Source organism: Bradyrhizobium sp. Crot121 (genome assembly GCF_059512385.1).
On record NZ_JCAMOR010000008.1, the window covers coordinates 172,453 to 195,366 of the forward strand.

The following is a 22,914-nucleotide window of genomic DNA, read 5'->3' on the forward strand; positions in this document are numbered from 1 at the left end:
GATGTGGATGATGGAAATCATCTCGCTTCCATGCGTCGATTGAACACCGCCGCCACCAGCCTTTGAAGATATCGGCCCACCTGGCGATCGTTCCCGCTCCGCAGCTCGGCCACCATGCGCGGCTCGTCGGCCTCCTCGTAGAGAATGCCGATGTAATTCCTGCGTGTTTCTCGCGTTTCTTGGGGCATGTGCTTCCTCCGCGGCAGTACCGACGCCGACTGTGCGAGGATGGCGCGCAAGGTCTGGTAAATTTTCCGTACCGTATGAATACCGGCGCAATCCGCGCATGGCCTTAATCAATCGTTCATCCTGTCCGTCAATGCGGCATCAACCAGTCGGCTTTTAGGTTGCGGCCAAGACGCAAGTCGGGAGAAACCCGCGCGAGGCGTCGGCGGGGATTTTGATGCGCCAGTTGATTTCAAGTTTTTTCAGCGACGAGCGCGGAGCAACCGCGATCGAATATTGCCTGGTAGCCTGCAGCATCAGCATCGTGATCGTCGCTGCGGTCACCAGTCTTGGCCAAGACGTCAGGGCGCTCTTTGTCCGGGTCCGCGACAACTTTCCGCAGTAAACAGAAATCACGTGCGCGCGGCGGTCAGCCGTCTTCGTTGAGCGCTCGCAGCATCGCAATCCGCGCGAACATCAGCCAACCGCCGCCGCTCTCGGCGGCGTGAATCAGATTCTCGACGGCGGTTTGCCAGCACTCGCGCTGCTGTACCGGCTCAGGCAGCTTCATGATGTAGTCGGCGGCGTGCTGGAGCGTCACCAGCTTGCGGCCGCCGCGCAGGACGATCGGCTGCTCGAAAGGCGTCGACCACGGCATGTCAGCTTGCCGCCTGCCGCGTCGCTGTCATTGCATGAGACCGCCGGCTGCTTTTTCGCCTATCCGGCCTTCTTGGCCCGGGTCGGCGCGCGCACGGGCTTCTCCGCCTTCTTCGGCTCTTCCTTGGCGGCGCGCTTGCCGGCACCGGTACCGCTTCCGGCGATCGGCAACAGCATTTCGCGCTGGCCCTCGACCCGCTTCTTCGGCTTCTTGCCTTTTGCCTTGGCGGGAGCGGGTGCCTGCTGCTCATTGGCAAGGCTGCGCTTGAGCGCGTCCATCAGATTGATGACATTGCCGGTCGATTTCGGCGTGGCCTTCGCCACCGGCAGGCCGTTGCGTTTCTGGTTGATCAGCTCGATCAGCGCGGTCTCGTAGCGGTCGTCGAACTCCTCGGGATCGAAGTCGGCCGATTTCTGCTCGACGATGTGCTTGGCGAGATCGAGCATGTCCTTGGTGATCTTCACGTCCTGCACGTCGTCGAAATATTCCTTCTCGTCGCGGACCTCGTAGGGGTAGCGCAGCAGCGTTCCCATCAGGCCCTTGCCGAGCGGCTCGAGTGCGATGACATGCTCACGGTTGGTCAGCACCACACGGCCGATCGCGACCTTGTTCAGGCTGCGGATGGTCTCGCGGATCACCGCGAACGCGTCATGGCCGACCTTGCCGTCCGGGACGAGGTAATAGGGGCGGATCAGATAGCGGCTGTCGATATCCGCCTTCGGCACGAATTCATCGATCTCGATGGTGCGGGTCGATTCCAGGGCGATGTCGTCGAGCTCGTCCTTGGTGATCTCGATGTAGGTGTCGGTATCGACCTTGTAGCCCTTCATGATGTCTTCGGCGGCGACTTCCTCGCCGGTCTCGGCATCGACCTTGGCGTATTTGATGCGGTGCCCGGTCTTGCGATTGACCTGGTTGAAGGAGACCTTCTCGGTGTCGGACGTGGCCGGGTAGAGCGCGACCGGACAGGTCACGAGCGACAGCCGCAAAAAACCCTTCCAGTTGGCGCGGGGGGCCATGGGGATACTCCGAAGACGCAACAGACGGGAGGCAGAGGATACCACCGCGGAACCGGGTTTCAAACATGGCCAAACGGTGAACCCGTCAATGACGGTTAACCGCTGATGGCCCGCATGGTTCTTGCGGATTTTCTCGGGGCCTGATGCGACGCATTGGCCGGTCAGGGTCCCCAATATATCCGGAACATCGCTTGCCAACATGCGTTGCGTCCAGGAGGGGGCATCAGGCATTAGCCGGCAGTTACAGGCACTTAACTGCTAACTGAATGGAATGAGGTGGCGCATGGCAACGACACACCGAGATGGCCGGATTATTGAAACCCCGACCGAGGCGCGCCAGGCCGAACCAGGACCTTCTGTGGCCGCGCTGTTGTCGATTTCGACCGGGCTCGCGGTTCTGATCCTCGGCGTGATCTGGTTCGTATTCTTCCACACCTGAGAGATGGCCGGTGGTTCGGTCGATTGACTGCTGATGCAGGTGCATCGGCCGAAGACCCCGGAAACCGAGCGACTGGGTACTTCCACCGACACGTATTGCCCACAAAGTCTCTGGAAGGTGGCGCCCAGAGGAGCGTCACCAGTTTATCGAATTTGCACCGTAGAAGTCGGATCTGAAGGTTTCCGCCGCAGATCCGGTATGCCCTCCCCACCAGAAAAAGTTTCGTTCCTGACGCGGGTGAAGGAGCGCAGTTTCTCCGGCGCGTTCCTGGCGGTGGCGCTGCTCGCCATGGTAGGCTGGGTCTACCTTTTGGGTTCGCTGTTCCTGAAACTGATGCTCTGGAGTTTCTCTTGATCCGCGCCGCGGGGGTGACCGCCGCAACTTTACCGTTCCTTAACCAAGACGGGGCGACTTTGGCGCGTTGCTCCGTAAGGCCCCGGACCGGACGAACGCAGATGTTTCAGCTCTTCTTGCGATCCCGAGCGCAGAACTTCATCAAGGCCCGGCTCGGGATCGATGAAGGTTTTCGCGCGCGTTCGCCCGAGCGCGACGCCGAGACCGACCGGCTGCGGGTGGCATCCATCGTGGCCGCGATCGACAATGCGTTGCAGGCGGCGGAAAGCGAACAGAGCGGCCTGAGCCGCCGTGTCGACGATGTCCTGGCGCGCGCCGCGGTGACGCTCGGCAACGGCACCGACGAGTATCTGGAGCGCGAGCCGCTCGACAATTATCACCACGACTTGTTCGACGCCGAGATCGCCAATGGGCAGCGCCGGCTGCAGGAACTCGCGGCGGCGATCTCGCACTTCAAGTTCATGAAGGCCGCCGTGCTGAGCCGGTTTCCGGACTACAAGACGTCTGCGAACAATTAGGGCAGGCGCCCGACCTCCGGTCGCACCGATCAAGGATAATTGGCCGATCGGTTCCGCTGAAGCCTTCACCGCGACGCATTGTCGGGCGATGATCGTGCTGCTGGGTAGTATGACGCGAAGGATAGAAAAGCGGTGTCTGCAGACGATTTGCTGGTTACGGGTTGCGCGGGGTTCATCGGCCTTCATCTGACACAACGATTGCTGGCGGCCGGCCAGCGCGTCATCGGCATTGATAATCTCAACGACTATTACGATCCGGCGCTTAAGCTCGCCCGCCTCGATCTCATCAAGGAGCATCCGAACTTCACCTTCCACCAGCTCGATCTCGCCGACCGCGCCGGGATGAAGGCGCTGTTCGAGCAGTACCGCTTTCCGGCGGTGGTCCATCTGGCGGCGCAGGCGGGCGTCAGATATTCGCTGCAGAATCCTCACGCCTATGCCGACTCCAACCTGGAGGGTTTCATCAACATCCTGGAAGGCTGTCGGCATAATGGCTGCCGGCATCTCCTGTTCGCGTCATCCTCCTCGGTCTACGGCGCCAACACCAAGCAACCGTTCTCCGTGCGCGACAATGTCGATCATCCGATCAGCCTTTATGCCGCGACCAAGAAGGCGAACGAACTGCTCGCCCATTCCTACAGCCACCTCTACCGCATCCCGATGACCGGGCTTCGCTTCTTCACGGTGTACGGCCCCTGGTATCGGCCCGACATGGCGCTCTATCTGTTTGCGCGCGCGATCAGCGAGGGCAAGCCGATCAACCTGTTCAATAACGGCAACATGCGGCGCGATTTCACCTATGTCGACGACGTCGTCGAGGCGATGATACGGCTGGTCGATCACGTGCCGCAGGGCGATCCGGACTGGTCCGGCGACGAGCCCAATCCGAGCTCGAGCACGGCGCCGTGGCGCATCTACAATATCGGCAACAACAGGCCGGAAGAATTGATGCACGTGGTGACGCTGCTGGAGAAGGGGCTTGGGCGCGAGGCCGAGAAGGTACTGCTGCCCATGCAGCCCGGCGACGTGCCCGCAACCTTTGCTGACGTCGATGACCTCGCGCGTGAGATCGGCTTTCGGCCGCAGACCCGGATCGAGGATGGCGTCGAGAAGTTCGTCGCCTGGTTCCGCGACTATCATCGCGTGTGACTGAAAGCCTCAGCTTCGAAGTTACTCGCTGTCATAACGACGTACCGTGAGCCGTCGTAACATTGTCTTTGATCAATATAGAGGCAGCCGTCTGCACATGAAGTCAGGCGTCTGAATAATGTTTCAGCGCGTCAATCATGCTGTCGTCACAACCGGCACATGAAAATATTGTCAGAACGAGATATATTGTCGGCAAGCATATTGGGTTGATGTCATGTTTCCCGCGTTGATTTTGCTTGTCACCTTCTCAGTCGGCTTTCTGCTGGGATATGCGGCGCGCGACTGGCGCTCGCGGAAACGTCGGGCGCATTATCTGCTGTACGCGCCCTATGGGATTCGCGGTTCCTCGGAGAAGCCTTCCGTCGCTGAAGCATCACCGCCAACGAAGGCGCATGATCACGCCGGCGCGTTGATGCAGGATTGATGGCAGTTCTCTCTCGGCTCCAGAGCGTGATATCGCTCGTTCAGCCACGTACCTCACTATGACAGCGCCTGCGCCTCCGAGGCTCTCCGAAAGACCGGGCATCACAGCCCAGGTTGATATTGCGCTGTAGTTATTCTTAATTATATTGAAGACGAGATTTGAAGGGGAGCCTCCCGTTGTCCCGGACCACTACCATGACCGTTCGCCTCAGCGGCGCCCTGAGCGACTTCGTGGCCGCAAATGTGGGCGAGGACGGTTCTTACGAAAACATCAGCGAGTATGTCCGCGACCTGATCCGTCGCGACAAGGAGCGGGCTGAGAAGGAAGCTTTTGACCGGCTAAAGGCCGAGCTTAACAAAGCGTTCGCGGCGCCAGAAGCCACATACAAGCCGCTGAACGCCGCCGAGGTAATTGCGCGCAATCGGACCTGACTGGATGGCCGTTCGCGTCCAGGAGGCGGCCTCACATCGCCTCGACGTGATTTATCGCTACACGCGCAACCGATGGGGGAGCGATCAGGCGGATCGCTACATCATCGGCCTGTTTGCGGCATTCGAGAAGATCGAGACGCATGGCGTGATGTCGAAGCCTGTTCCGGCTGAATTCGGTGTGGAGGGGTATTTCTTCAGGTATGAGCGCCACTTCGTCTATTGGCGCAGGCTGTCGGACGGCGACATCGGCATCGTCACCATCCTCCACGAACGCATGCACCAGATCTACCGCTTCCGTGAAGACTTTGGGCTGAACGGGCCTTTTGAGAAGTCTTAGCCGCGTCGACGGGATCGCTGAGATATGTCTCATCCGAAACTCAAGGAATTCATCAAGGAGGAGAGCGGGGAGCCAGCGCAGAAGCTGGCGCGATTTACACTGTCCTTGGACGGCGAGAGAGTCCCCACTCGGCGCCTGCCGCCATAGTCGAGTCTTTTCTTCGGCGTGTCTTAGAAACGGCTGTTGAAGGCGGCCTATGCCTCCCCCGCAAGCTTGCGGGAGAGTAGGAGCGAATTCGCCGTCCTCATGCTTTAACTTGCCGACGGCGTCGGTCGGCCCACGCTTTCGTACTTGAATCCGTGAGCGATGACGTCGCTGGGCCGATAGACGTTGCGGAGGTCGATGATGGCCGGATTGGCCATCTTCTGCTTCAAGGCGTCCAGATCGAGTGCGCGGAATTGCTCCCACTCGGTCACGATCACCAGCGCGTCGGCGCCCTCGGCGCAACTGTACGGGCCGTCGCAATAGGTGACGTCGGATAGTTCAGCGCGTGCCTGTTCGATGCCTTCCGGATCATAGGCCCTGATCTTCGCCCCGAGATCCTGCAACGCCGTGATCAGCGGGATCGATGGCGACTCCCGCATATCGTCGGTGTTGGGCTTGAAGGTCAGGCCGAGCAGCGCGACGGTCTTGCCGCGCAGCGACCCGCCAAGCACCGAGACGACCTTGCGCGCCATCGCGCGCTTGCGGTTTTCATTCACCGCCAGCACCGCTTCGACGATGCGGATCGGCGCTTCATAATCCTGTGCCGTCTTGATCAGGGCGCGCGTGTCCTTTGGAAAGCACGATCCGCCGAAACCAGGGCCGGCGTGGAGGAACTTGGTGCCGATGCGATTATCAAGGCCGATGCCGCGCGCGACCTCCTGCACATCGGCCCCGACCTTCTCGGCAAGATCGGCGATTTCGTTGATGAAGGTGATCTTGGTCGCAAGAAAGGCGTTCGCGGCGTATTTGATCAGCTCGGCGGTGCGGCGGCCGGTGAACATCAGCGGCGCCTGATTGAGGTAGAGCGGACGGTAGATCTCGGAGATGGCCTTTCTGGCCCGCTCGTCGTCCGTGCCGGCGACGATACGGTCGGGATGCTTGAAGTCCCTGATCGCCGCGCCCTCGCGCAGGAACTCGGGATTGGAGGCGACCACGACGTCGGCGTCGGGATTGGCTTCGCGAATGAGGCGCTCGACCTCGTCGCCGGTTCCGACCGGAACCGTCGATTTGGTGATCACCACGGTGAAATCTCTGAGGCTCGCCGCGATCTCGCGGGCCGCCGCGTAGACATAGCTGAGGTCCGCGTGACCATCGCCCCGCCGCGACGGGGTTCCGACCGCTATGAAAACGGCGTCGGAATGAGAGACTGGATCGGCAAGGTCAGTCGTGAACGACAGCCGTCCGGACCGCGTATTGGTTTCCACCAGCCGATCCAGATCCGGCTCGAAGATCGGGATTTCGCCTCGCTTCAGCGCCGCGATCTTTTCCGCGTTCTTGTCAACGCAGGTGACTTGATGCCCGAAGTCAGCAAAGCAAGCGCCAGAGACGAGGCCGACGTAACCCGTGCCCACCATCGTTATTCGCATATCGGATCCTGAAAGCTCTTCTTAAGTGGATCGCCCACGTTGAGGCGCGTGTGGATGTGTCACGCTGTGACTTGAACGGTCATAGCTGAACCACTTCCATGATGACCAAATGACGGTCAAAGGCAATCCCCAGCCCGTTTGCGGGGCTTGGAGCATGATCCGGAAAAGTGGAAACCGGTGTTCCGTCTAATTGGATTATGATCTCGGGCCTATCCCAGCCCGATGCGGGCGCGTTCGTAGCCCCGATCGAGGATGGCCTGCCACCAGGGACGATTGTCACAAAACCAACGCGTCGTTTTCGCAATGCCGCTCTCGAATGTTTCCAGTGCTTTCCATCCCAATTCGCGTTCCAGCTTGGAGGCGTCGATGGCGTAGCGGCGGTCGTGGCCGGGGCGGTCGGCGACGAAGGTGATCAGGTTTCGGCGCGGGCCCCGTGCGCTCATTGCGATCTCGTCGAGGAGGTCGCAGATGGTTTCGACCACATGCAGGTTGGTGCGCTCGTTGCGGCCGCCGACATTGTAGGTCTCGCCGACGGCGCCGCGCTCGAGCACCAGCGTCAGTGCCTTCGCATGGTCCTCGACATAGAGCCAGTCGCGGATGTTCTTTCCATCGCCATAAACGGGCAGGGGCTCGCCGGCCAGGCCCTTGATGATCATGTGCGGAATCAGCTTTTCCGGAAAGTGATAGGGGCCGTAATTGTTCGAGCAGTTGGTGATCAGCGTCGGCAAATCGTAGGTCTCGCGCCAGGCGCGCACCAGATGGTCGGAGGAGGCTTTGCTCGCGGAGTAGGGCGAGTTTGGCGAATAGGCCGTGGTTTCCGTGAAGAAGCCATCGTCGCCGAGCGAGCCGAACACCTCGTCGGTCGAGATGTGGAGGAAGCGGAATTGCTCACGCTTCTCGGGCGAGAGCGTGCGCCAATGGCGCAGCGCTTCCTGCAGGATGGTGAAGGTGCCGACGATGTTGGTCTGGATGAATTCGCCGGGGCCGTCGATCGAGCGGTCGACATGGCTCTCGGCGGCGAGGTTCATCACAGCGTCGGGCTGGTATTTCTCGAACAGGCGGCGGAGCCCCGCGCCATCGCAAATGCATTGCTTCTCGAAGCTATAGTTCAGGTTCTGAGCGGCGCCGGGCAGCGAATTGGGGTTCGCCGCGTAAGTGAGCTTGTCGATATTGACGACGCGGGCATGGGTGTCACGCAAGAGATGACGCACGACGGCGGAGCCAATAAAACCTGCGCCGCCGGTGACAAAAATAGTCGAGCCCTTGAAACGCATGATGAGCTGCCTCTAATGCTCAAACGAACGATAAACCGACATTAAATATTCGCCGTAGCTGCTCTTGGCGGTCTTCTGCGCCACCCTGGCGAAGGCCTGGAGCGAGATGTAACCCTGGCGCAGCGCGATCTCCTCGGGGCAGGCGATGCGCAGGCCCTGGCGCTGTTCGAGGATCTGGACGAAATAGCTGGCATCCACGAGGGACGCGTGCGTGCCGGTGTCGAGCCAGGCAAAGCCGCGGCCGAGCACCTCGACGTAGAGATCGCCGCGATCGAGATAGGCGTTGTTGACGTCGGTGATCTCGATCTCGCCGCGCGCCGATGGCCTGACCTTGGCGGCGATGTCGACAACGTCGTTGTCGTAGAAGTACAGCCCGGTGACGGCGACGTTGGATTTCGGCTGCTTCGGTTTCTCCTCGATCGAGAGTGCGCGGCCTCTATTGTCGAGCTCAATCACGCCGTATTGCTCGGGCGTCTTCACGACATAGCCGAACACGGTGGCGCCCTTCTTGCGCTGCGAGGCCGCGGACAGCATCTCCGGCAGACCGTGGCCGTAGAAGATGTTGTCGCCCAGGATCAATGCGACGGGGTCGGTGCCGATGAACTCCCGGCCGACGATGAAGGCGTCTGCAAGGCCCCGCGGCGTCTCCTGCGTGGCGTAGGAAAAACGCACGCCGATCTCGCTGCCGTCGCCGAGCAGCCGCTGAAACAGCGGCTTGTCCTGCGGAGTGGAGATGATCAGGATGTCGCGGATGCCGCCCAGCATCAGCGTCGACAGCGGATAATAGATCATCGGCTTGTCGAAGACGGGCAAGAGCTGCTTTGAGACCACCGTCGTCGCCGGGTAGAGGCGCGATCCCGTCCCGCCGGCGAGGATAATGCCCTTCATGATCAATCCCGATTTAAATATGAAGCGGGTTATAAATAATCCGATCTCATTATAAAAATAAAGCTGGATATAATATTAATATTTATTGCCCCGATTAATCATGCGGTATTATAATACGGGCGCTCATCGAGCGCGGCTTCCCGCCGTGCCAACCTGACGCGTTTGCGTGGTGATTTCGGAGTTGATATGCCACTCGTGGGACGTGGCGCTGGACCAGGAACGCGCTGACCGTTGACCAGATTTCAACCGGTCCCGGACCGGTAAGACACGTGGGTTGCGCTATGATGGCCAGGGCTAATCTCGTCGGCTTGATCACCGCTTTTGTTGTCTTGTGCGCATGCAATACGAAGGCGCATGCGATTTCCGTCGAGGTGGCGCGGGCCTGCGATGCCCTGGTGGCCAAGACGTTTCCTCCGCGCCAGATCGGCAATCCGGCCGCCGGCAGCGCCAAGGGGACGGGCAAGGATCAGCGGGAATTCTTCAACAAGTGTGTCGCGAACGGCGGCAAAATGGACGCCGAGCCTGCGAAGGACGCGAAATAACCAATCCCCTTCAGCGCTTGGAGGGCTTTTGCTCGCGCGTCGGGCAGGGCGAATAGAAGGCGCCGTTCGCGGCGTTGACGCGCTCGACGCATTGATTGGGATCGGTCACCTGTCCCGACACCGAAAAGTCATATCCGATGCCTTTGACGACCAGGACGTATCGGCCCGGTGAAAGCACCAGGCCCTCGTTCTCCGGTTGTATCAGCAGCATCTTGGGCTGGTCCTCGACGGGGCCGATCTTGAACGGAAACGACGCGCTGCGAATAACCCAGGAGTCGCCGCCTGGCGTCATCTTCGCCGTGCCGGTGCTGTCGACACCCATCGTCCGCGAGACTTTGGCGACGACGCGGACTTCGACCGGGCCGGCGGAATCCGGCCCCAACTCCGGCCTGAACGTAATAAATTTGACATCTCCGCTCGGAACGCTGGTTTGGGGCGGGATCGGGATCGCGGCCGAAATGGCAACCCGGCGGTCCGGGACCTTGCCCGGCAGCAGCTTCAACTCCTGCAGTTGCCCATCGCTCAGGACAAAAACGCCGAACGTGCTGGGAAGCGGAAACCTGGGCTCCGCCGCGGGGGCAGGGGGAGCGGCCGGTGCCTCGGCCACCGCCTGCGGGCGCTCGATTGGCGCGGCTTCGCGCGGCGCGGGGGGCGAGCTCTGGAACGCAGTGACAAGTGATCGCGCCGATTGCCAGTAGAAGACGGCTGCGCCAGCGATTGCGAGAACGAGGAATACCGCTGCCGGCCGGATGGCTGCACCGAATACACCCGATCGGTTTGATTGCTTGAAAGGAGAGGGCGCCGCCGTCGGGCGCGGCGCTCTTGCCGGGGGCGCCGCTTCGGCCGCCAAGGACGGTGGAGCGGGCGCGCTTGAGGGCGCGGTTTGCGGGAATTGTGGCGCGGCCGATGCAGGCGGCACGATGTCCTGGCTTCGCTCGGCGAAGATGCGTTCGACCTCGCCGATTGCGCTTTCGAGCATCTCCATGGTCTGCCGCGAATGCCTGGCGCCGCCATGTCCGAATTGCTCGAGCAGCCGGATGCGGGCCAGTTCATAGACCAGCTCGCGCATTTGCGTCGGATCATTGGTGACGGACTGCACCCGCGCGGAGAGAATGCGAATGAACTCCGCCCTCATCGCCGAATTTTGTGCAGTGTCAGACGGGTCGCCGGAAGCAGTCATTGCAATTGATCAAACATCTTCCCTCTGCCTAGCAGCAAGAGCGCGGACCTCAAAGTCCGATGCATGATCTGTGGATGCCGCCACCGCTCGCCCGAGGGCAGATGGCCATAAGGCGCTTGCTTTTGCCGGAAAACCTGCAACATTCCGGGTAGTCATTCTTTAGTTGGTACTTGATATGCGCGGCGTCCTGCCAATTCTGGGTCTTTCAGTCGTTTTGATGCAACCGGCGCTGGCGCAGGGCATCAAGGATCCACCGAACTACCCAATGTCGGCTTCGCAGCGCGCGCAGAAGGCGCAGACAAGTCAGAGCGCGTCACGGCCTACGACGATTCGCAACGTTGCAACCGGCAGCCTGCCCGCGGGCATGGCCGTGCAGCGCGTGTATCGGGACGGCAAACTTGTCGCACTCCCGCGATATTAGATTCGGGAACCGCAGGCGGGCTTAAGCGTTTCTCGTCGCTCAGGAGGCAAGGCGATGAAGGGCGTATTGTTGTTCGCGGCTGTGCTGATTGTCCCATGCGCCGCTGCGGCGCAGGGGGTCAGAGACCCATCGACCCCGAACACGAACCAAGTCTTCACCGTGAATCCGCCCCAGCAGCCTGCGCGTCCGACCGCGACGCCCAACGTGCCGACGCAGATACCCTCGCCACCGCTAGGGGTAAGGCGCGCGATTCCTTCTCGAAGCGGCGTGCGGGGAAGCAGCGGCCGGTATTAAGGCGCACCTATCTCCGGTCGCGCGGTGGCAGCAAGCTGCGCGGATTGAAGGTGGCGGCCACTATCATCCTTGCGCTCAGCATCCTTGGTTGCGCAAGCCTGTCCCGGGCTCAGGAGGATGTCGCGGCCAGCGCCACGGGTGACGATGCGCAGCCTGAGATATCCCGCAATGCATGGCGGCAGAGGATCGAGGACGCGAAAAGAAGGGCGCGGGACGTCGCGCGCGAGAGGCGGGAGCACCCCGAGCTCTACATGCCGATTCCTGAAGATCCCGACCTCATCGCCACCGAGCGCGTGCTCAACGACGAAAGCCTGCAGACCGGCGACATCGTCTCAACCAACAAGGGACTATTTGTCTTCCGCGGCCGCATCGACCAGCCGCGGCGCCAGGAAGATTTCGTCCCTTTGTCCGCGCGCTGAGCCCGGTGGCTGCGACCGGGTTGGCTGGCTAGCCCGGGTTTTGCCGGCCGGTGTGGCCTGCGCATAAAGAACCCAAAGCGAGGTGCTTGACGCGGGCCCGGACAACTCGCACATCCGAGCGAACCGTCCAACGGACGCCATCAATGCCCGCGATTTTGCGCTGCAAATCGGTCAGAAAATTATGGCCCCACGCCCGAGCACCCGCATCGCCCGAAAAGCCCGCCACAAGGCTGAGGCGGATTTTGCCACCTGGCTCATGATGGCCAAGCTCGGTAGCTTCGATGACTTACCTCCAAATGCGCAAGCGTTCCTGCTTGACTATCGAGCCAGGCTTGAGCGGATGAGCGAGGCCGAGTCGAAGGTGGTGGCAGTTCGCGAAGTCTACGCCAGCTACTATGGCGAGATGGGCGGCCTTGGCCCGGCGCCAGAACTGGAAGCCCTCGTGACGTCAGTGGATAACGGCGCCGTGCGGTCGCAGGGACAGCGTAAGCCGCAGCCCGCTCGGCTGGCCGCATCGGCCCCCGACAGGCCAGCCGTCCGAAAATCCGTGCCGGCCCTGCTGATTTTCGCAGCCATGGTGGCTTTGATCGTCGCCTACAAATTTCTGATGAATTAGAGCGTTTTCGAGCGAAGCATGCCCTCGGACTGGATCCGAGGGTGGACACCGGTTCGCGCGAAGAAAACGCGTCAAAAAACAATCTAACGCTTCGGCTTGGGAAGCACCATCCTGCCCTGGGAAACAACGCCACCCCACTTGGCGGACCAAGCGACTTCCGAGGCGGAGGGTCGCTCGGCGACGTCCTGCCCCCGAGCACCCTGCAGCGCAAACAGCGCGCCCTGGGGATCGACACATCGCGCGATCCAGCAGCCATCGGGCAATTCGATCGGTCCCTGGAGAACCCGGCCTCCGCCAGCATTCACGCGCTTGGCAGCCGCGCCGATGTCGTCGACATTGAAGTAATAGAGCCAAAACGGTTGCGACACGCTCGGAAGCTTGGTGAGCATGCCGCCGATCGTCTGCCCGGCCGCCGAAAACAATTGATACAAATCTGCGGGGTCGGTTTCAGCGTTGGCTTTCCGCCAGCCAAAGAGCACGCCGTAAAAATCAAAGATCTTGTTCCGGTCCTCGGCCAGCAACTCATGCCAGCCCACGCGCCCGAGCTCGTCCAACCCGACGGGTTGCCGTTGGCCATATGTCAGCCCAGTGACCAGCGCAAAAGTCGCCTTTTGCGGATCGGCGACCACTGAAACTCGGCCGATATTGCTGCCCGTTGGCGGTAGCAGGACTGCGCCTCCAAGACGCCCGATCTGTGTGGTTGTCGCATCGATGTCATCGACTGCGACGTAGCCGACCCATCTCGGCGTTGCCCCCAATCGCCGCCCTTCCTCCGGCAGCTCCATAAGCCCGCCAACCGGAACGTCGCCGGCGTTGAGCACCGTGTAGGCCAGTTCCGGAAGCGACGCATCCTTCACACCCCAGCCGACGACCTCGCCATAAAAGGCACCTGCTGCCGCGACGTCCGTGGTCAGGAGTTCATACCAGGCGAAGCGTCCGAGTTGATTGATCAAGCCAATTCCTCCGCTCAAGCCTGGCGACGATTGCGCACTGCATCAAGTCGCGCGCGTTGCAATCCGCGTTACGGCGCGGACCTCGTTGCGATGGACGAAAATGCACCGACTTCGTTCATGAAGATGAATGCTATCTGAACGAGTGTCGTTACATTTTCGTGTGTGCATCAATCTTGCCTGCCTTATTTGCTCGGCGTAGGATCACTCCAACGAAGATCCTTCTTGCAACATCGGAGGATGCGACCATGGCGCGGGTGAAGCAAGCTTCGAAAAAGAGGCGAGTAACCAAAACCGCCGTACCGGCGTTGGGAGTCGCTGGACTAACTTTTTCGCTAGCCGGGAGCGCATCGGCAGCAGCCGTACCGACGGGCGATGTTCAACAGAGGCCGAATTTCTCACCTGGTATGGTGATCACGCTCGGTGAAGAGGAGCTGGCCGACGTCAGCCTCGCCTCCTTCCATCTCTTCGACAACGAAAACCTCGGCAGCGGCGTGCAGCTAGCCCAGCGCGGATGCGGTGGCTGTCGTGGATGTGGTGGCTTCCGGGGATGCGGTGGCTTCCGCGGATGCGGTGGTTGTCGCGGCTGCGGGGGCTGTGGATGCAGAGCCTGCCGATGCGGCGTCGGGTGTGGTGGCTGTGGCATTGGTTGGATAGGAATAGGAGTGCCGTGGGTCGCATGCGCAGGTTGCTGTGCATCCTGGGGCCGGTGCCGCTGGTGCTAGGCTGCGGCGCGTACTGATTGTGTACCGACAAGCCAGGAATTCATTGGCCGGGCTCGCGATCGACCCGGCCATTTCTGTTTTGGTTGCAACACTTGCGGGCGATCTGAAATGGCAAATAACAAGATCCGCGTGCTGACCCGATGACAGCCAATCGCAAGACCCGTGTTACGAAGCAGACCCGCAAAGACATCCTGCAGTTCGCGCCAAACTTCACCGCCTATGTCCTGCCTCCCGATGCGGTTTGCCTCTATTCCGAGGATCGCAAGTTCTTCCTGCACGGCGAACTCTATTGTGCGCTGGCCACGGCGATCGGAAAAAATGGAAAGGCTGCGCCAGAGCTCATCCGCCAGCTTTCGAAGAGCTTCCCGCCCGACAAGATCGAGGAGGCGATCAAGCGGCTGATCGAGCGCCGATATGTCGTGACGGCAGCATCGCACGGATTCGCAGGCGCCGTCGCTGGATATTGGGCGAGCCTCGGCCTGCCTCTCGAACTCGCGGAACAGAATCTCCGCAATTGCCCGGTGCAGGTGGAATCGATCGATGTCAAAGGCGCGAGCGAACTTACCGCTGCCTTGAGCAAACTCGGCGTTCGCTTCGCCAAGCGTTCGCCTAAGCTCGTGATCACGCTCGTAAGCGACTATCTTGACCGGCGATTGGCTGAGATGAACCGCGAGCGCGTGTCTGACAAGACGCCCTGGCTGCTGGTGCAGCCGTCGGGCGTGTTTCCACTGGTGGGACCCGTGTTCAAACCGGGCGAGAGCGCCTGCTGGACTTGTCTGTTTGATCGCATGATACGCAATCGGGAGATCAAGGGGTTTCTCGACCGCGGACAGGCGCGTGCGGTCGTCGTATCGCCTCTGGCGAGCGACACCATCGGGCAGACCGCCATCCACTTTGCTGCCGTTGAAATTGCGAAGGCGATTGCCTCCGGCTTTCGCACAGATCTGCGCGATCACATTGCAAGCTTCGATCTCACTGGTGCGGTCGTCGCCAAGCACTATGTCGCGCGGCGCCCGCAATGTCCCACCTGCGGCAACAAGAAGCTGCAGAATCCGCGCCGGGCTGCGACGCCGATCGAGATTGCCGAGGGCACAAAGCTCATCATGACCAGCGGCGGATACCGCACCGTGACGTCGCGAGCCACGGTGGCGCGGTTCCGCAAGCATGTAAGCCCGCTGACCGGCGTGGTGACGCGGCTCGAACGGATCGAGGCTGATCTGCCGATGAACACCAATTTCTACGCCTATCACAATTTCTCTGCGCCGGCCCAAAGCCTCGATCAGCTCAGGTTGGGACTGAGCGGCGGCAGCTTCGGCAAGGGCTCCACAGCCGAGCAGGGCGAGGCGAGCGCGTTGATGGAAGCGATCGAGCGCTACTCGGGCATTTTCCAAGGTGACGAGATCACGACGGAGCGCCGCTTTATCGATTTCGCTCCCGGCGACGCCGTTCTTCCCAACGACGTCCAGCTTTTCAGCGAAACACAGTTTCAAAACAGACATGCCCCGTCACCGGACGATTCACATCCGGTTCCTGAGCCGCTCGATCCCTCGACCAAGACCGAGTGGTCGCCGGTCTGGTCGTTGCGCGACAAGCGCTTCAAATATCTTCCGACCGGCCTCTTGTACTTCTTCTATGGCGGCTTCCATACCGATTCCAACGGATGCGCGGCCGGCAACACCCGCGAGGAAGCCATTGTTCAGGGCTTCCTCGAACTGGTCGAGCGCGATGCCTATGCCATCTGGTGGTACAACCGGCTGCAGCGTGCCGAGGTCAACCTCAAGCAATTCGACGATTCCTATGTGCAGGATTTGCAGGCACAGTTTGCCGACGCCGGGCGCAGGCTCTGGGTGCTCGACATCACCAGCGATCTCGGCATTCCCGCTTACGTGGCGATCACGCACTGGATGCAGAACGGACATGAAAATATCGAGTTCGGCTCCGGCGCGCATTTCGATCGCCGCATAGCTTTGCTGCGTTCGCTAACCGAGCTGACCCAGTTCATGTCAATCGGCATGATGGGCGGCGGAAGCGGCGAGAAGCCGACGCTTGACGGTGTCACGCCGCTGCGCCTGGAGGATTATCCGTTCCTGATCCCCAGCGACGATCCGATCGTCCCGCCGGCGCCGAGCCTTAGGGTTCACGACAATACGCGCGACCAGGTCAATGCCTGCGTCGAGATCGCCACCAGCGCCGGATACGATTTCCTCGTGCTCGACCAGACGCGGCCCGATGTCGAGGTCCCCGTCGTCAGAGTGCTCGTTCCGGGCTTGCGGCATTTCTATCGCCGCTTCGCACCGGGCCGGCTTTACGATGTTCCGGTGAAGCTTGGACTATTGGATCGCCCGCGACAGGAAAGCGAACTCACGCCGTTCCTACCACACACCTGAGGCTCGGTCTTTCGTGCGCGCTCCCCGGAAAAAGCCAGCCAGGAAGATCGCGCCAGTCATTGCTATCAGATTGAACGGTCGTTTTTCCCTTCAGATGCAGGCGGACGGAAGCATCGCCGCCGCCCTGGGCGACTACTCGGTCAGTCTGGGACCATTCAGCGCGGCCGCGATGGATCGCGCGGGACATCTGGCTGCCGGCCTGCCGCTCGCTTCCTTTGCCGGCAAGAGCGCCGTCGCCAGGGAAGTCGACGTCCTGGTGCATCGACTGGCGCGGCACGGGCTTGTCGAATACCGCCTGTACTCTCCGCGTGACGAGCAGGATCTCGTGGTCATCGAGCCGCAGGTCCCTGAATACTGGCCGCAATGCGCAAAGCTGGGCAATGCTGACATCGTCGTGTTGTCGCGCTTTGCCTATCTGCGCCGGCGCGGCAATGAGATGGTGCTGGAATCGCCGCGCGCCGGCGCGCTGTTTCGGATTGGCGATCCCGCCATCGCCGCGACCCTCGCTGCCCTGTCACGGCCGCAAAAGATCAGCAAGCTTCGGCGCGAGGCGGCCTTCTTCAACCTCGATCTGCTTGGACTGCTGCTTGACAGCCAGATCCTGCTCAAGCTTGACGCGAAGAGCGGCGACGGCCTTCGGTTGAATGAAGGTGACGGCAATCTCGTTCTGTGGGACTTTCACGATCTGCTGTTTCACACGCGGACCACAGAGGGCCGGCATGCCAATCCAGTTGGCGGCACCTTCGCCTATGCGGGCGCAGTTGCACCGCTGCCGGCGGTGCGTCCACCTTGGCCGGGAAAGACAATCGACCTCCGCAAGTTCTCCACTTCGGAGCCGATCTCACCCTTTGCGAAGCTGTTGCGCGAACGCCATTCGATACGGGATTTCGACGACGAGCACCCGATCACGCTCGCCGAACTCGCGCAGTTTCTCGACGCTACAGCCCGCGTGCTGTCGGAATGGAAAAGCGATGCGAATTCTGGCGTTCCTGAAGTGACCTACAGCACAAGGCCCTATCCGTCCGCGGGCAGCGCCTACGAGCTGGAATTATACCTCGCGGTGTCAAACTGCGAGGGGCTCGACCGCGGACTTTACCACTACGACGCGGGTGGCCACGCACTGGTAGCGATCGGCGCCTCCGCCCAGCAACTCCATGCGCTCTCGACGGCGGCCGAGTTTGCCATGGACGCGTCCGGTCCGCCACAGGTCCTGATCACGATCGCCGCGCGCTTTGGGCGGATCTCCTGGAAATACAGCTCGATCGCATATTCGCTGATCCTGAAGGACGTCGGCACTTTGATCCAGACGTTCTACCTGGCGGCGACCGATATGGGACTTGGCGGCTGCGCCATCGGTACGATCAACATCGATCTGTTTGCAAAAATGACGGAGCTCGAATTTCATGTCGAGAGCCCGGTCGGCCAATTCGCACTCGGACGCGGCAGGAAACCGCTGGCCGCAAGCTAGAGAGCCGGCCCATTTTTTCGCAGTACATGCGGCAATCTCATTCTGCTCGTCGAGACGGGAGCAGGTCTAAGGGATCCTCCACAATGGAATCGACTTGCGGTTGTTTGCCGCGCGGCGTAACTTTCCCCGTAGACCTACCGCATTCGAAAGAAATCTGTCGAGCTCAGCCTATCGGGAGAGGGCGATGGCGGACGTCACATGGCACCTTTCCGGTGACTATTTCGAGAATTGCAGTTGTAGCCTCGTGTGTCCGTGCCTTGTGTCAGCGGCTCCCCCGTTGACCTCGCGACCGACCGAGGGCTTTTGTAATGTACCGCTGATCTTCCACGTCGAGAGTGGCCGCTATGGCGACATCGCGCTCGATGGACTCAATGTTCTGGTTATCCTCCACGCACCTGGGGTCATGGCAGACGGAGACTGGTCGGTGGCCGCCTATATCGATCAGCGCGCCGACGATGAGCAGACCGAGGCCCTGGCCGCGATCTTCACCGGCGCGGCCGGCGGTCCTATGGCCGCGTTCACACCGCTGATCAGCAAGAACCTTGGGGTGAAGAAAGTCCCGATCACATTCCGGATCGACGGCAAGACGCGGTCCGCGGAAATCCCTGATATTCTGCACATGTCCGTCGATCCGCTGCCGACCATGCATCCGAGCGGGGAAATGTGGGCGAACATCGGCCATCCGGTCAGCCCCGACAGGATGGTGTTGGCGGTTGGCGCCTCCGGCAATACGTTCACCGATCATGGCATGCGCTGGGACAATTCCGGCAAGAACGGCCTCTATGCGCCGATCAGCTGGTCGAACCAGCCGTGATGCAGCGCCTGATACGGCCCTTCGACAAGACCGGACGCACTCCTCGCAAATGATCGACAGCCGCCTGGAAACCGTGCTGCGGCGCGATCGCTGGATCGTCGGCGGCGCGATCGGGATCATTGCCGCGCTGGCATGGGGCTATGTGCTCTGGCTCGCCAACGACATGGACATGGGTGGCATGGACATGACCGGCTTCCGCATGATCCCGGCCGGGATCGGAATCATGTTGCCGGCCAACGAGCCATGGCGAGCGGTCGAGTTCGCGTATGTGTTCCTGATGTGGGCGGTGATGATGGTCGGAATGATGGCACCCTCGGCAGCTCCCATGATCCTCATGTACGCCCGCGTGGGCCGACAGGGGAAAGCACAGGGCAAGCCGTTCGCCGCGACCGGTTGGTTTGCGGCCGGCTATCTCCTCGCCTGGAGCGGCTTTTCGCTGGCAGCAACCTTTCTCCAATGGGTGATCGAGCGGATAGCCCTGCTGGATTCCCGGATGGTGATCGCCAGCAACCTTTTCGGCGCAATCGTGCTGATCGCGGCGGGAGTCTATCAATGGACACCGCTCAAGGACGTCTGTCTTGCTCAATGCCAGTCGCCGTTTCTGTTCCTGATGCGCCACGGCGGCTTTCGCGACGACCCGCGAGGCTGCCTGCTGCTGGGGCTTCGGCACGGAGGTTATTGTGTCGGCTGCTGCTGGGTCTTGATGGCGCTTTTGTTCGTAGGCGGGGTGATGAACGTGCTTTGGATTGCGCTCCTGGCACTGCTTGTCCTTTTGGAGAAACTTACGCCGGTCGGACGATGGATCGCGCGTGCTGCCGGCATTGCATGTGTGGCCGCGGGCGCTTGGCTGCTGGTGTCCTTGCCGCAGTGATGAGCAGTTCAACCTTAAAACTAATTCTTTCTCACACCAATCGCCGATCGCCGCCCGTTGGCCAGGGCCATGTGCGGACAACCGTCTCTTCATAAAGAGGGGCTTCGCGTCAGGTCGATCCGTGCGGTAAAAACCCGCTATTTTGAAACAAAAATTGATCGAATGCTCCAAGAAGAGCGAGGATATTTCCCAGAAATGGCTTGATTTCTCCGTTCGGTAGTTAGCGCCGGTATTTATTTGTTTGATGAGTAACCAGCCATGACTGATCAACAATTGAAGGCAATTGGCGAAGCCCAGCTCATTTTGGAAGAACACTTTCGGTCGTACCCCAAGGATGATGTCCATATCCTTGGAATACTCGAACGCCCCGACTTGATCGTTGCCATAAGCCGATTGCGGCAACGAAGCGGTTGGGTGCGCTTATGAGACAGCCGCTACAATCGTTAGCTTTGACCGCTTGCATTTCTGTGCTCCCGTTGATGGGGATGTCAAATGCACAGGCAACGCAACAATGCAGCGCCGCGATGCCATCAAATCCGCGAGGGCAGTGGTGGTCCTATCGTCTCATCGACGGAAGAAAATGCTGGTATGCGGGCAAGCCCATGCTTTCGAAATCGTTGCTCGCGTGGCCCAAGGAGGCATCTGCCGCACCGGGCTCTCCAGAAGCGGGCGGCGTCCTGATAGCGAAGACCAGCGATCCAATAGACGCACAAGCGGCGGCACTGGAAGACTCCGACAGCTTCGAAGCGCGTTGGCGTGCCCGGATATCTATTTGCGGGGCATGCAACTGACCAACAAGGACACGCCGCGGCGAAGATCGAGGACGAATTCGAACTGCGCATTCGGTTTATTGCGCCCAAGATACTGGGCGAGAGAAAGAGGCCGCCAACTCCTGCAGCCCCTTTCTTAGGCCTGAGGTGAAAGTCATCGCCAATGGTGATGATGCCGCCAGCCATGGTGGTGGCCGCGGTACCAACCGTGGTGATGGCCCCTATGCCAACCGTAGTGATGGCCCCGGTGCCAACCGTAGTGATGGCCCCGGTGCCAACCGTAGTGATGGCCGCGACCGCCGTGATGGCCCCACCCATGCCCGTGCCCATGACCGCCTCTGACCTGAATGACCGCCTCATCGGCTCCGCCCAGCGTATAGGGTGTTGCTGCGGGCATAGCCGACGCCGACATAGTTGGCGCAAGCGCAAAAGCACAGCCGGTAAGTCCGATGATCAGAAGCCGTTTCATTTTGGTGCCTTCTCCTTTGTGGCAAATGCTTCTGCAGACTAAGAGCTCTGTTTTGAATGTTGACTGAACGGTGCATTAAACGCCCGTTCAGCACCGTTGCGACTGACTTGCGGGATCGCAATTGGGTCATCTGTTCTTGCTTCGACCAATGTCCTTGACGGGTCACCCGGCTCACACCCGGCAGGGCTCGGATCGAGCTAAATGGGTTCTGCTCAAGAAGCCGACATGTCAGCGTTCATGAGCACCCTGCACGAGTCTAGTAACGCCGCAGCAGGTTGCCGAACTTCGGATCCAGGGCCTGCGCGGATTCCATCAGCAGGGTTTTGCCGGGCGGTGTGGCCTGCACATAGGCTGCGATGAGCGGGGCTTCGAAACGGGAGCGGTTCGCGAGCACGGTGCGAATATCCGACAAGGCGAGCAGGCGCATCTCTTCATCCGATGCGGCCGAATTCGACGTGACGGCCTGAAGTCTCATGAACGCCACATCGGACGACACTGGTCCCGTAAGATAGGACGCCTTCAGCGCGGGAAGGGCGGTGCCATCGGTCCGCGCTTTCAACGTTGCAAGCGTCAACCAAAGCACCGGCCTGATCGGCGAAACTTTCAGCGCGGCCGCGACGGCGCCCTGAGCGGCCTGACTGTCCTCCGCCCGAGTGGCAGGATCGAGTGCGGGTTGATTCAGAACCTGCGCTGCCTTCGCGATCGCATGATCAGCGAGAAAATCCCCGTCGAATGGAAACAGCGCGGCGAGGATGGTGGAGGCAAAGCCTGTTGTCGCGGCCTCGCCGTGAAGTCTGCCCGTCAACAAGTCGTCTGCACGAAGCTTCGACCGACTTAGGTCCGCACAGAAGCTGAAGGCGGCATAGGCGATCAGTATCACCGCCATGCACGTTCCCGTCGCGCGGAGCCAGGTCATTTGATTCATCGGCTGACTTTGTGGATGGGCACCGTTCGCCGGTGCCGGATAAAGCCCAATTGAAACTTCAAATTGCGAGCAGACTATCACCCTGTATCGTCAGCAGCGTCAAGTTGCCGGTCGCATATGCGCCCGTATCGATGTTGATGCGGTTCGGCCGAACGTCCGGCGCGCTGACGGGCGTGTGTCCGTGAACGATATATTTGCCGAAACGCTCCTCGGAATTGAGAAACTCCTCCCTGATCCAGAGCAGATCCTGGTCCTGCTGCTTGTCGAGCGCAACGCCGGGACGAACGCCGGCGTGCACGAAGAAGAAGTCCCCACAGGTGAACGACGTCGGCAACTGCTCGATGAACGCAAGGTGCTCGGGCGGCAAGGCACGCTTCAATCCCTCGATGAGCTCGACCTGCTGTTCCGTCGTCGGGTTCATGGTCGGGGTCACGCCATAGGACATCAGCGTCAAGAGGCCGCCGTAATGGCGCCACTCCTGGAGCTTGGCCGGGTCCTTCAGGACGTCGAGCAGGAAGACCTCGTGGTTCCCCTTGAGGCAAACCGTTTCGTGACTTTGGCTGCGCCGGATCAGGATATCGAGCACGGCCCGCGATTGCGGCCCGCGATCGACGTAATCGCCAAGGAAGACCTGGATGGCGCGCTCCGGCGCCGAACGGTCGAGATCAACGTCAATTACGGTTAAGAGCGATTGAAGAAGATCGGCGCGTCCGTGGACATCTCCGATCGCATAGACGCGGACGCCATCGGGAAGCCGGGGCTTGATGTTCTTGCGAAAGCGTCGGGTCAGACCCATCCTTAAGCCAACTCGCCTGCCTCCGGAGCTGAAGCTCCAG

Annotated in this window: 25 protein-coding genes; 14 read left to right on the plus strand and 11 right to left on the minus strand. The window is 60.8% G+C overall.

Annotated elements, in window-relative coordinates; translation table 11 throughout:
* Window positions 1–17: 17 nt before the first annotated feature.
* Window positions 18–188, minus strand: a complete 171-nt coding sequence (locus AC5ZGW_RS10865) for a hypothetical protein (protein ID WP_165435536.1) — start codon at window positions 186–188, stop codon at window positions 18–20.
* Window positions 189–342: 154 nt separating this feature from the next.
* On the minus strand, window positions 343–489 hold the full coding sequence (locus AC5ZGW_RS10870) for a hypothetical protein (protein WP_456643056.1): 147 nt from the start codon (window positions 487–489) through the stop codon (window positions 343–345).
* Between AC5ZGW_RS10870 and AC5ZGW_RS10875 the strand changes: the two genes are divergently transcribed.
* The gene (locus AC5ZGW_RS10875; RefSeq protein WP_496113913.1) at window positions 482–571 is read left to right on the plus strand and encodes a hypothetical protein; all 90 of its coding nucleotides are present in this window, start codon (window positions 482–484) and stop codon (window positions 569–571) included. The genes AC5ZGW_RS10870 and AC5ZGW_RS10875 overlap by 8 nt on opposite strands.
* A gap of 24 nt (window positions 572–595) precedes the next feature.
* Here the strand turns inward: AC5ZGW_RS10875 and AC5ZGW_RS10880 are convergent, their stop codons facing one another.
* Together AC5ZGW_RS10880 and ku are read right to left on the minus strand one after the other, a co-directional pair.
* On the minus strand, window positions 596–823 hold the full coding sequence (locus tag AC5ZGW_RS10880) for a hypothetical protein (RefSeq protein ID WP_028166141.1): 228 nt from the start codon (window positions 821–823) through the stop codon (window positions 596–598).
* Window positions 824–882: 59 nt separating this feature from the next.
* Complete coding sequence (gene ku, locus AC5ZGW_RS10885; protein WP_130229505.1) at window positions 883–1,842, minus strand: non-homologous end joining protein Ku; 960 nt, start codon at window positions 1,840–1,842, stop codon at window positions 883–885.
* A gap of 283 nt (window positions 1,843–2,125) precedes the next feature.
* On the opposite strand from ku, the gene AC5ZGW_RS10890 reads away from it, so the two are divergent.
* The 6 genes from AC5ZGW_RS10890 (at window position 2,126) to AC5ZGW_RS10915 (ending at window position 5,494) form a co-directional block, all read left to right on the plus strand.
* Window positions 2,126–2,281, plus strand: a complete 156-nt coding sequence (locus AC5ZGW_RS10890) for a hypothetical protein (RefSeq protein WP_165435535.1) — start codon at window positions 2,126–2,128, stop codon at window positions 2,279–2,281.
* Between the two features lie 198 nt (window positions 2,282–2,479).
* On the plus strand, window positions 2,480–2,635 hold the full coding sequence (locus AC5ZGW_RS10895; RefSeq protein ID WP_165435534.1) for a hypothetical protein: 156 nt from the start codon (window positions 2,480–2,482) through the stop codon (window positions 2,633–2,635).
* Between the two features lie 101 nt (window positions 2,636–2,736).
* Entirely contained in the window at window positions 2,737–3,153 is a 417-nt protein-coding gene (locus AC5ZGW_RS10900; RefSeq protein WP_130229514.1) for a hypothetical protein, read from the plus strand.
* A 132-nt stretch (window positions 3,154–3,285) separates the two neighbouring features.
* Window positions 3,286–4,302 carry an NAD-dependent epimerase gene (locus AC5ZGW_RS10905; protein WP_130229504.1) on the plus strand — a complete coding sequence of 339 codons (1,017 nt, stop codon included), beginning with the start codon at window positions 3,286–3,288 and terminating at the stop codon, window positions 4,300–4,302.
* Between the two features lie 618 nt (window positions 4,303–4,920).
* Window positions 4,921–5,157, plus strand: a complete 237-nt coding sequence (locus AC5ZGW_RS10910; RefSeq protein ID WP_207231126.1) for a ribbon-helix-helix domain-containing protein — start codon at window positions 4,921–4,923, stop codon at window positions 5,155–5,157.
* 4 nt (window positions 5,158–5,161) lie between these two features.
* Entirely contained in the window at window positions 5,162–5,494 is a 333-nt protein-coding gene (locus AC5ZGW_RS10915; protein WP_130229503.1) for a type II toxin-antitoxin system RelE/ParE family toxin, read from the plus strand.
* Window positions 5,495–5,745: 251 nt separating this feature from the next.
* On the opposite strand, the gene AC5ZGW_RS10920 is transcribed toward AC5ZGW_RS10915, so the two are convergent.
* From AC5ZGW_RS10920 to rfbA, 3 genes are all read right to left on the minus strand, one after another.
* Window positions 5,746–7,065: a UDP-glucose dehydrogenase family protein gene (locus AC5ZGW_RS10920; protein WP_130229502.1), complete on the minus strand. Its 1,320-nt coding sequence runs from the start codon at window positions 7,063–7,065 to the stop codon at window positions 5,746–5,748.
* 209 nt (window positions 7,066–7,274) lie between these two features.
* On the minus strand, window positions 7,275–8,339 hold the full coding sequence (rfbB, locus tag AC5ZGW_RS10925) for a dTDP-glucose 4,6-dehydratase (RefSeq protein ID WP_474418938.1): 1,065 nt from the start codon (window positions 8,337–8,339) through the stop codon (window positions 7,275–7,277).
* A gap of 12 nt (window positions 8,340–8,351) precedes the next feature.
* Window positions 8,352–9,227, minus strand: coding sequence for a glucose-1-phosphate thymidylyltransferase RfbA (rfbA, locus tag AC5ZGW_RS10930; protein ID WP_130229139.1), 876 nt, complete (start codon window positions 9,225–9,227; stop codon window positions 8,352–8,354).
* 308 nt (window positions 9,228–9,535) lie between these two features.
* Between rfbA and AC5ZGW_RS10935 the strand changes: the two genes are divergently transcribed.
* Window positions 9,536–9,769, plus strand: a complete 234-nt coding sequence (locus AC5ZGW_RS10935) for a hypothetical protein (RefSeq protein ID WP_245475004.1) — start codon at window positions 9,536–9,538, stop codon at window positions 9,767–9,769.
* A gap of 10 nt (window positions 9,770–9,779) precedes the next feature.
* On the opposite strand, the gene AC5ZGW_RS10940 is transcribed toward AC5ZGW_RS10935, so the two are convergent.
* Window positions 9,780–10,904, minus strand: a complete 1,125-nt coding sequence (locus AC5ZGW_RS10940; protein WP_474418937.1) for a hypothetical protein — start codon at window positions 10,902–10,904, stop codon at window positions 9,780–9,782.
* An 810-nt stretch (window positions 10,905–11,714) separates the two neighbouring features.
* Here AC5ZGW_RS10940 and AC5ZGW_RS10945 point away from each other — a divergent pair.
* Window positions 11,715–12,083, plus strand: coding sequence for a hypothetical protein (locus AC5ZGW_RS10945; RefSeq protein WP_245475006.1), 369 nt, complete (start codon window positions 11,715–11,717; stop codon window positions 12,081–12,083).
* A gap of 181 nt (window positions 12,084–12,264) precedes the next feature.
* Entirely contained in the window at window positions 12,265–12,699 is a 435-nt protein-coding gene (locus tag AC5ZGW_RS10950) for a hypothetical protein (protein WP_130229142.1), read from the plus strand.
* A gap of 83 nt (window positions 12,700–12,782) precedes the next feature.
* Here the strand turns inward: AC5ZGW_RS10950 and AC5ZGW_RS10955 are convergent, their stop codons facing one another.
* A complete protein-coding gene (locus AC5ZGW_RS10955) occupies window positions 12,783–13,652 on the minus strand; it encodes a VOC family protein (protein WP_245475002.1) in 870 nt (289 codons plus the stop codon).
* An 862-nt stretch (window positions 13,653–14,514) separates the two neighbouring features.
* Between AC5ZGW_RS10955 and AC5ZGW_RS10960 the strand changes: the two genes are divergently transcribed.
* From AC5ZGW_RS10960 to AC5ZGW_RS10975, 4 genes are all read left to right on the plus strand, one after another.
* On the plus strand, window positions 14,515–16,761 hold the full coding sequence (locus tag AC5ZGW_RS10960; protein WP_130229137.1) for a TOMM precursor leader peptide-binding protein: 2,247 nt from the start codon (window positions 14,515–14,517) through the stop codon (window positions 16,759–16,761).
* Window positions 16,762–16,855: 94 nt separating this feature from the next.
* Window positions 16,856–18,229 (plus strand): SagB/ThcOx family dehydrogenase, encoded by a 1,374-nt coding sequence (locus AC5ZGW_RS10965; protein ID WP_165435496.1) that lies wholly within the window; start codon window positions 16,856–16,858, stop codon window positions 18,227–18,229.
* 184 nt (window positions 18,230–18,413) lie between these two features.
* Window positions 18,414–19,043: a DUF1326 domain-containing protein gene (locus AC5ZGW_RS10970; RefSeq protein WP_130229135.1), complete on the plus strand. Its 630-nt coding sequence runs from the start codon at window positions 18,414–18,416 to the stop codon at window positions 19,041–19,043.
* 49 nt (window positions 19,044–19,092) lie between these two features.
* Entirely contained in the window at window positions 19,093–19,914 is an 822-nt protein-coding gene (locus AC5ZGW_RS10975) for a DUF2182 domain-containing protein (RefSeq protein ID WP_028169089.1), read from the plus strand.
* 1,495 nt (window positions 19,915–21,409) lie between these two features.
* Here the strand turns inward: AC5ZGW_RS10975 and AC5ZGW_RS10980 are convergent.
* Together AC5ZGW_RS10980 and AC5ZGW_RS10985 are read right to left on the minus strand one after the other, a co-directional pair.
* A complete protein-coding gene (locus AC5ZGW_RS10980; protein ID WP_245475001.1) occupies window positions 21,410–22,039 on the minus strand; it encodes a hypothetical protein in 630 nt (209 codons plus the stop codon).
* Window positions 22,040–22,136: 97 nt separating this feature from the next.
* Complete coding sequence (locus AC5ZGW_RS10985) at window positions 22,137–22,874, minus strand: metallophosphoesterase family protein (RefSeq protein ID WP_130229132.1); 738 nt, start codon at window positions 22,872–22,874, stop codon at window positions 22,137–22,139.
* Window positions 22,875–22,914 lie beyond the last annotated feature (40 nt).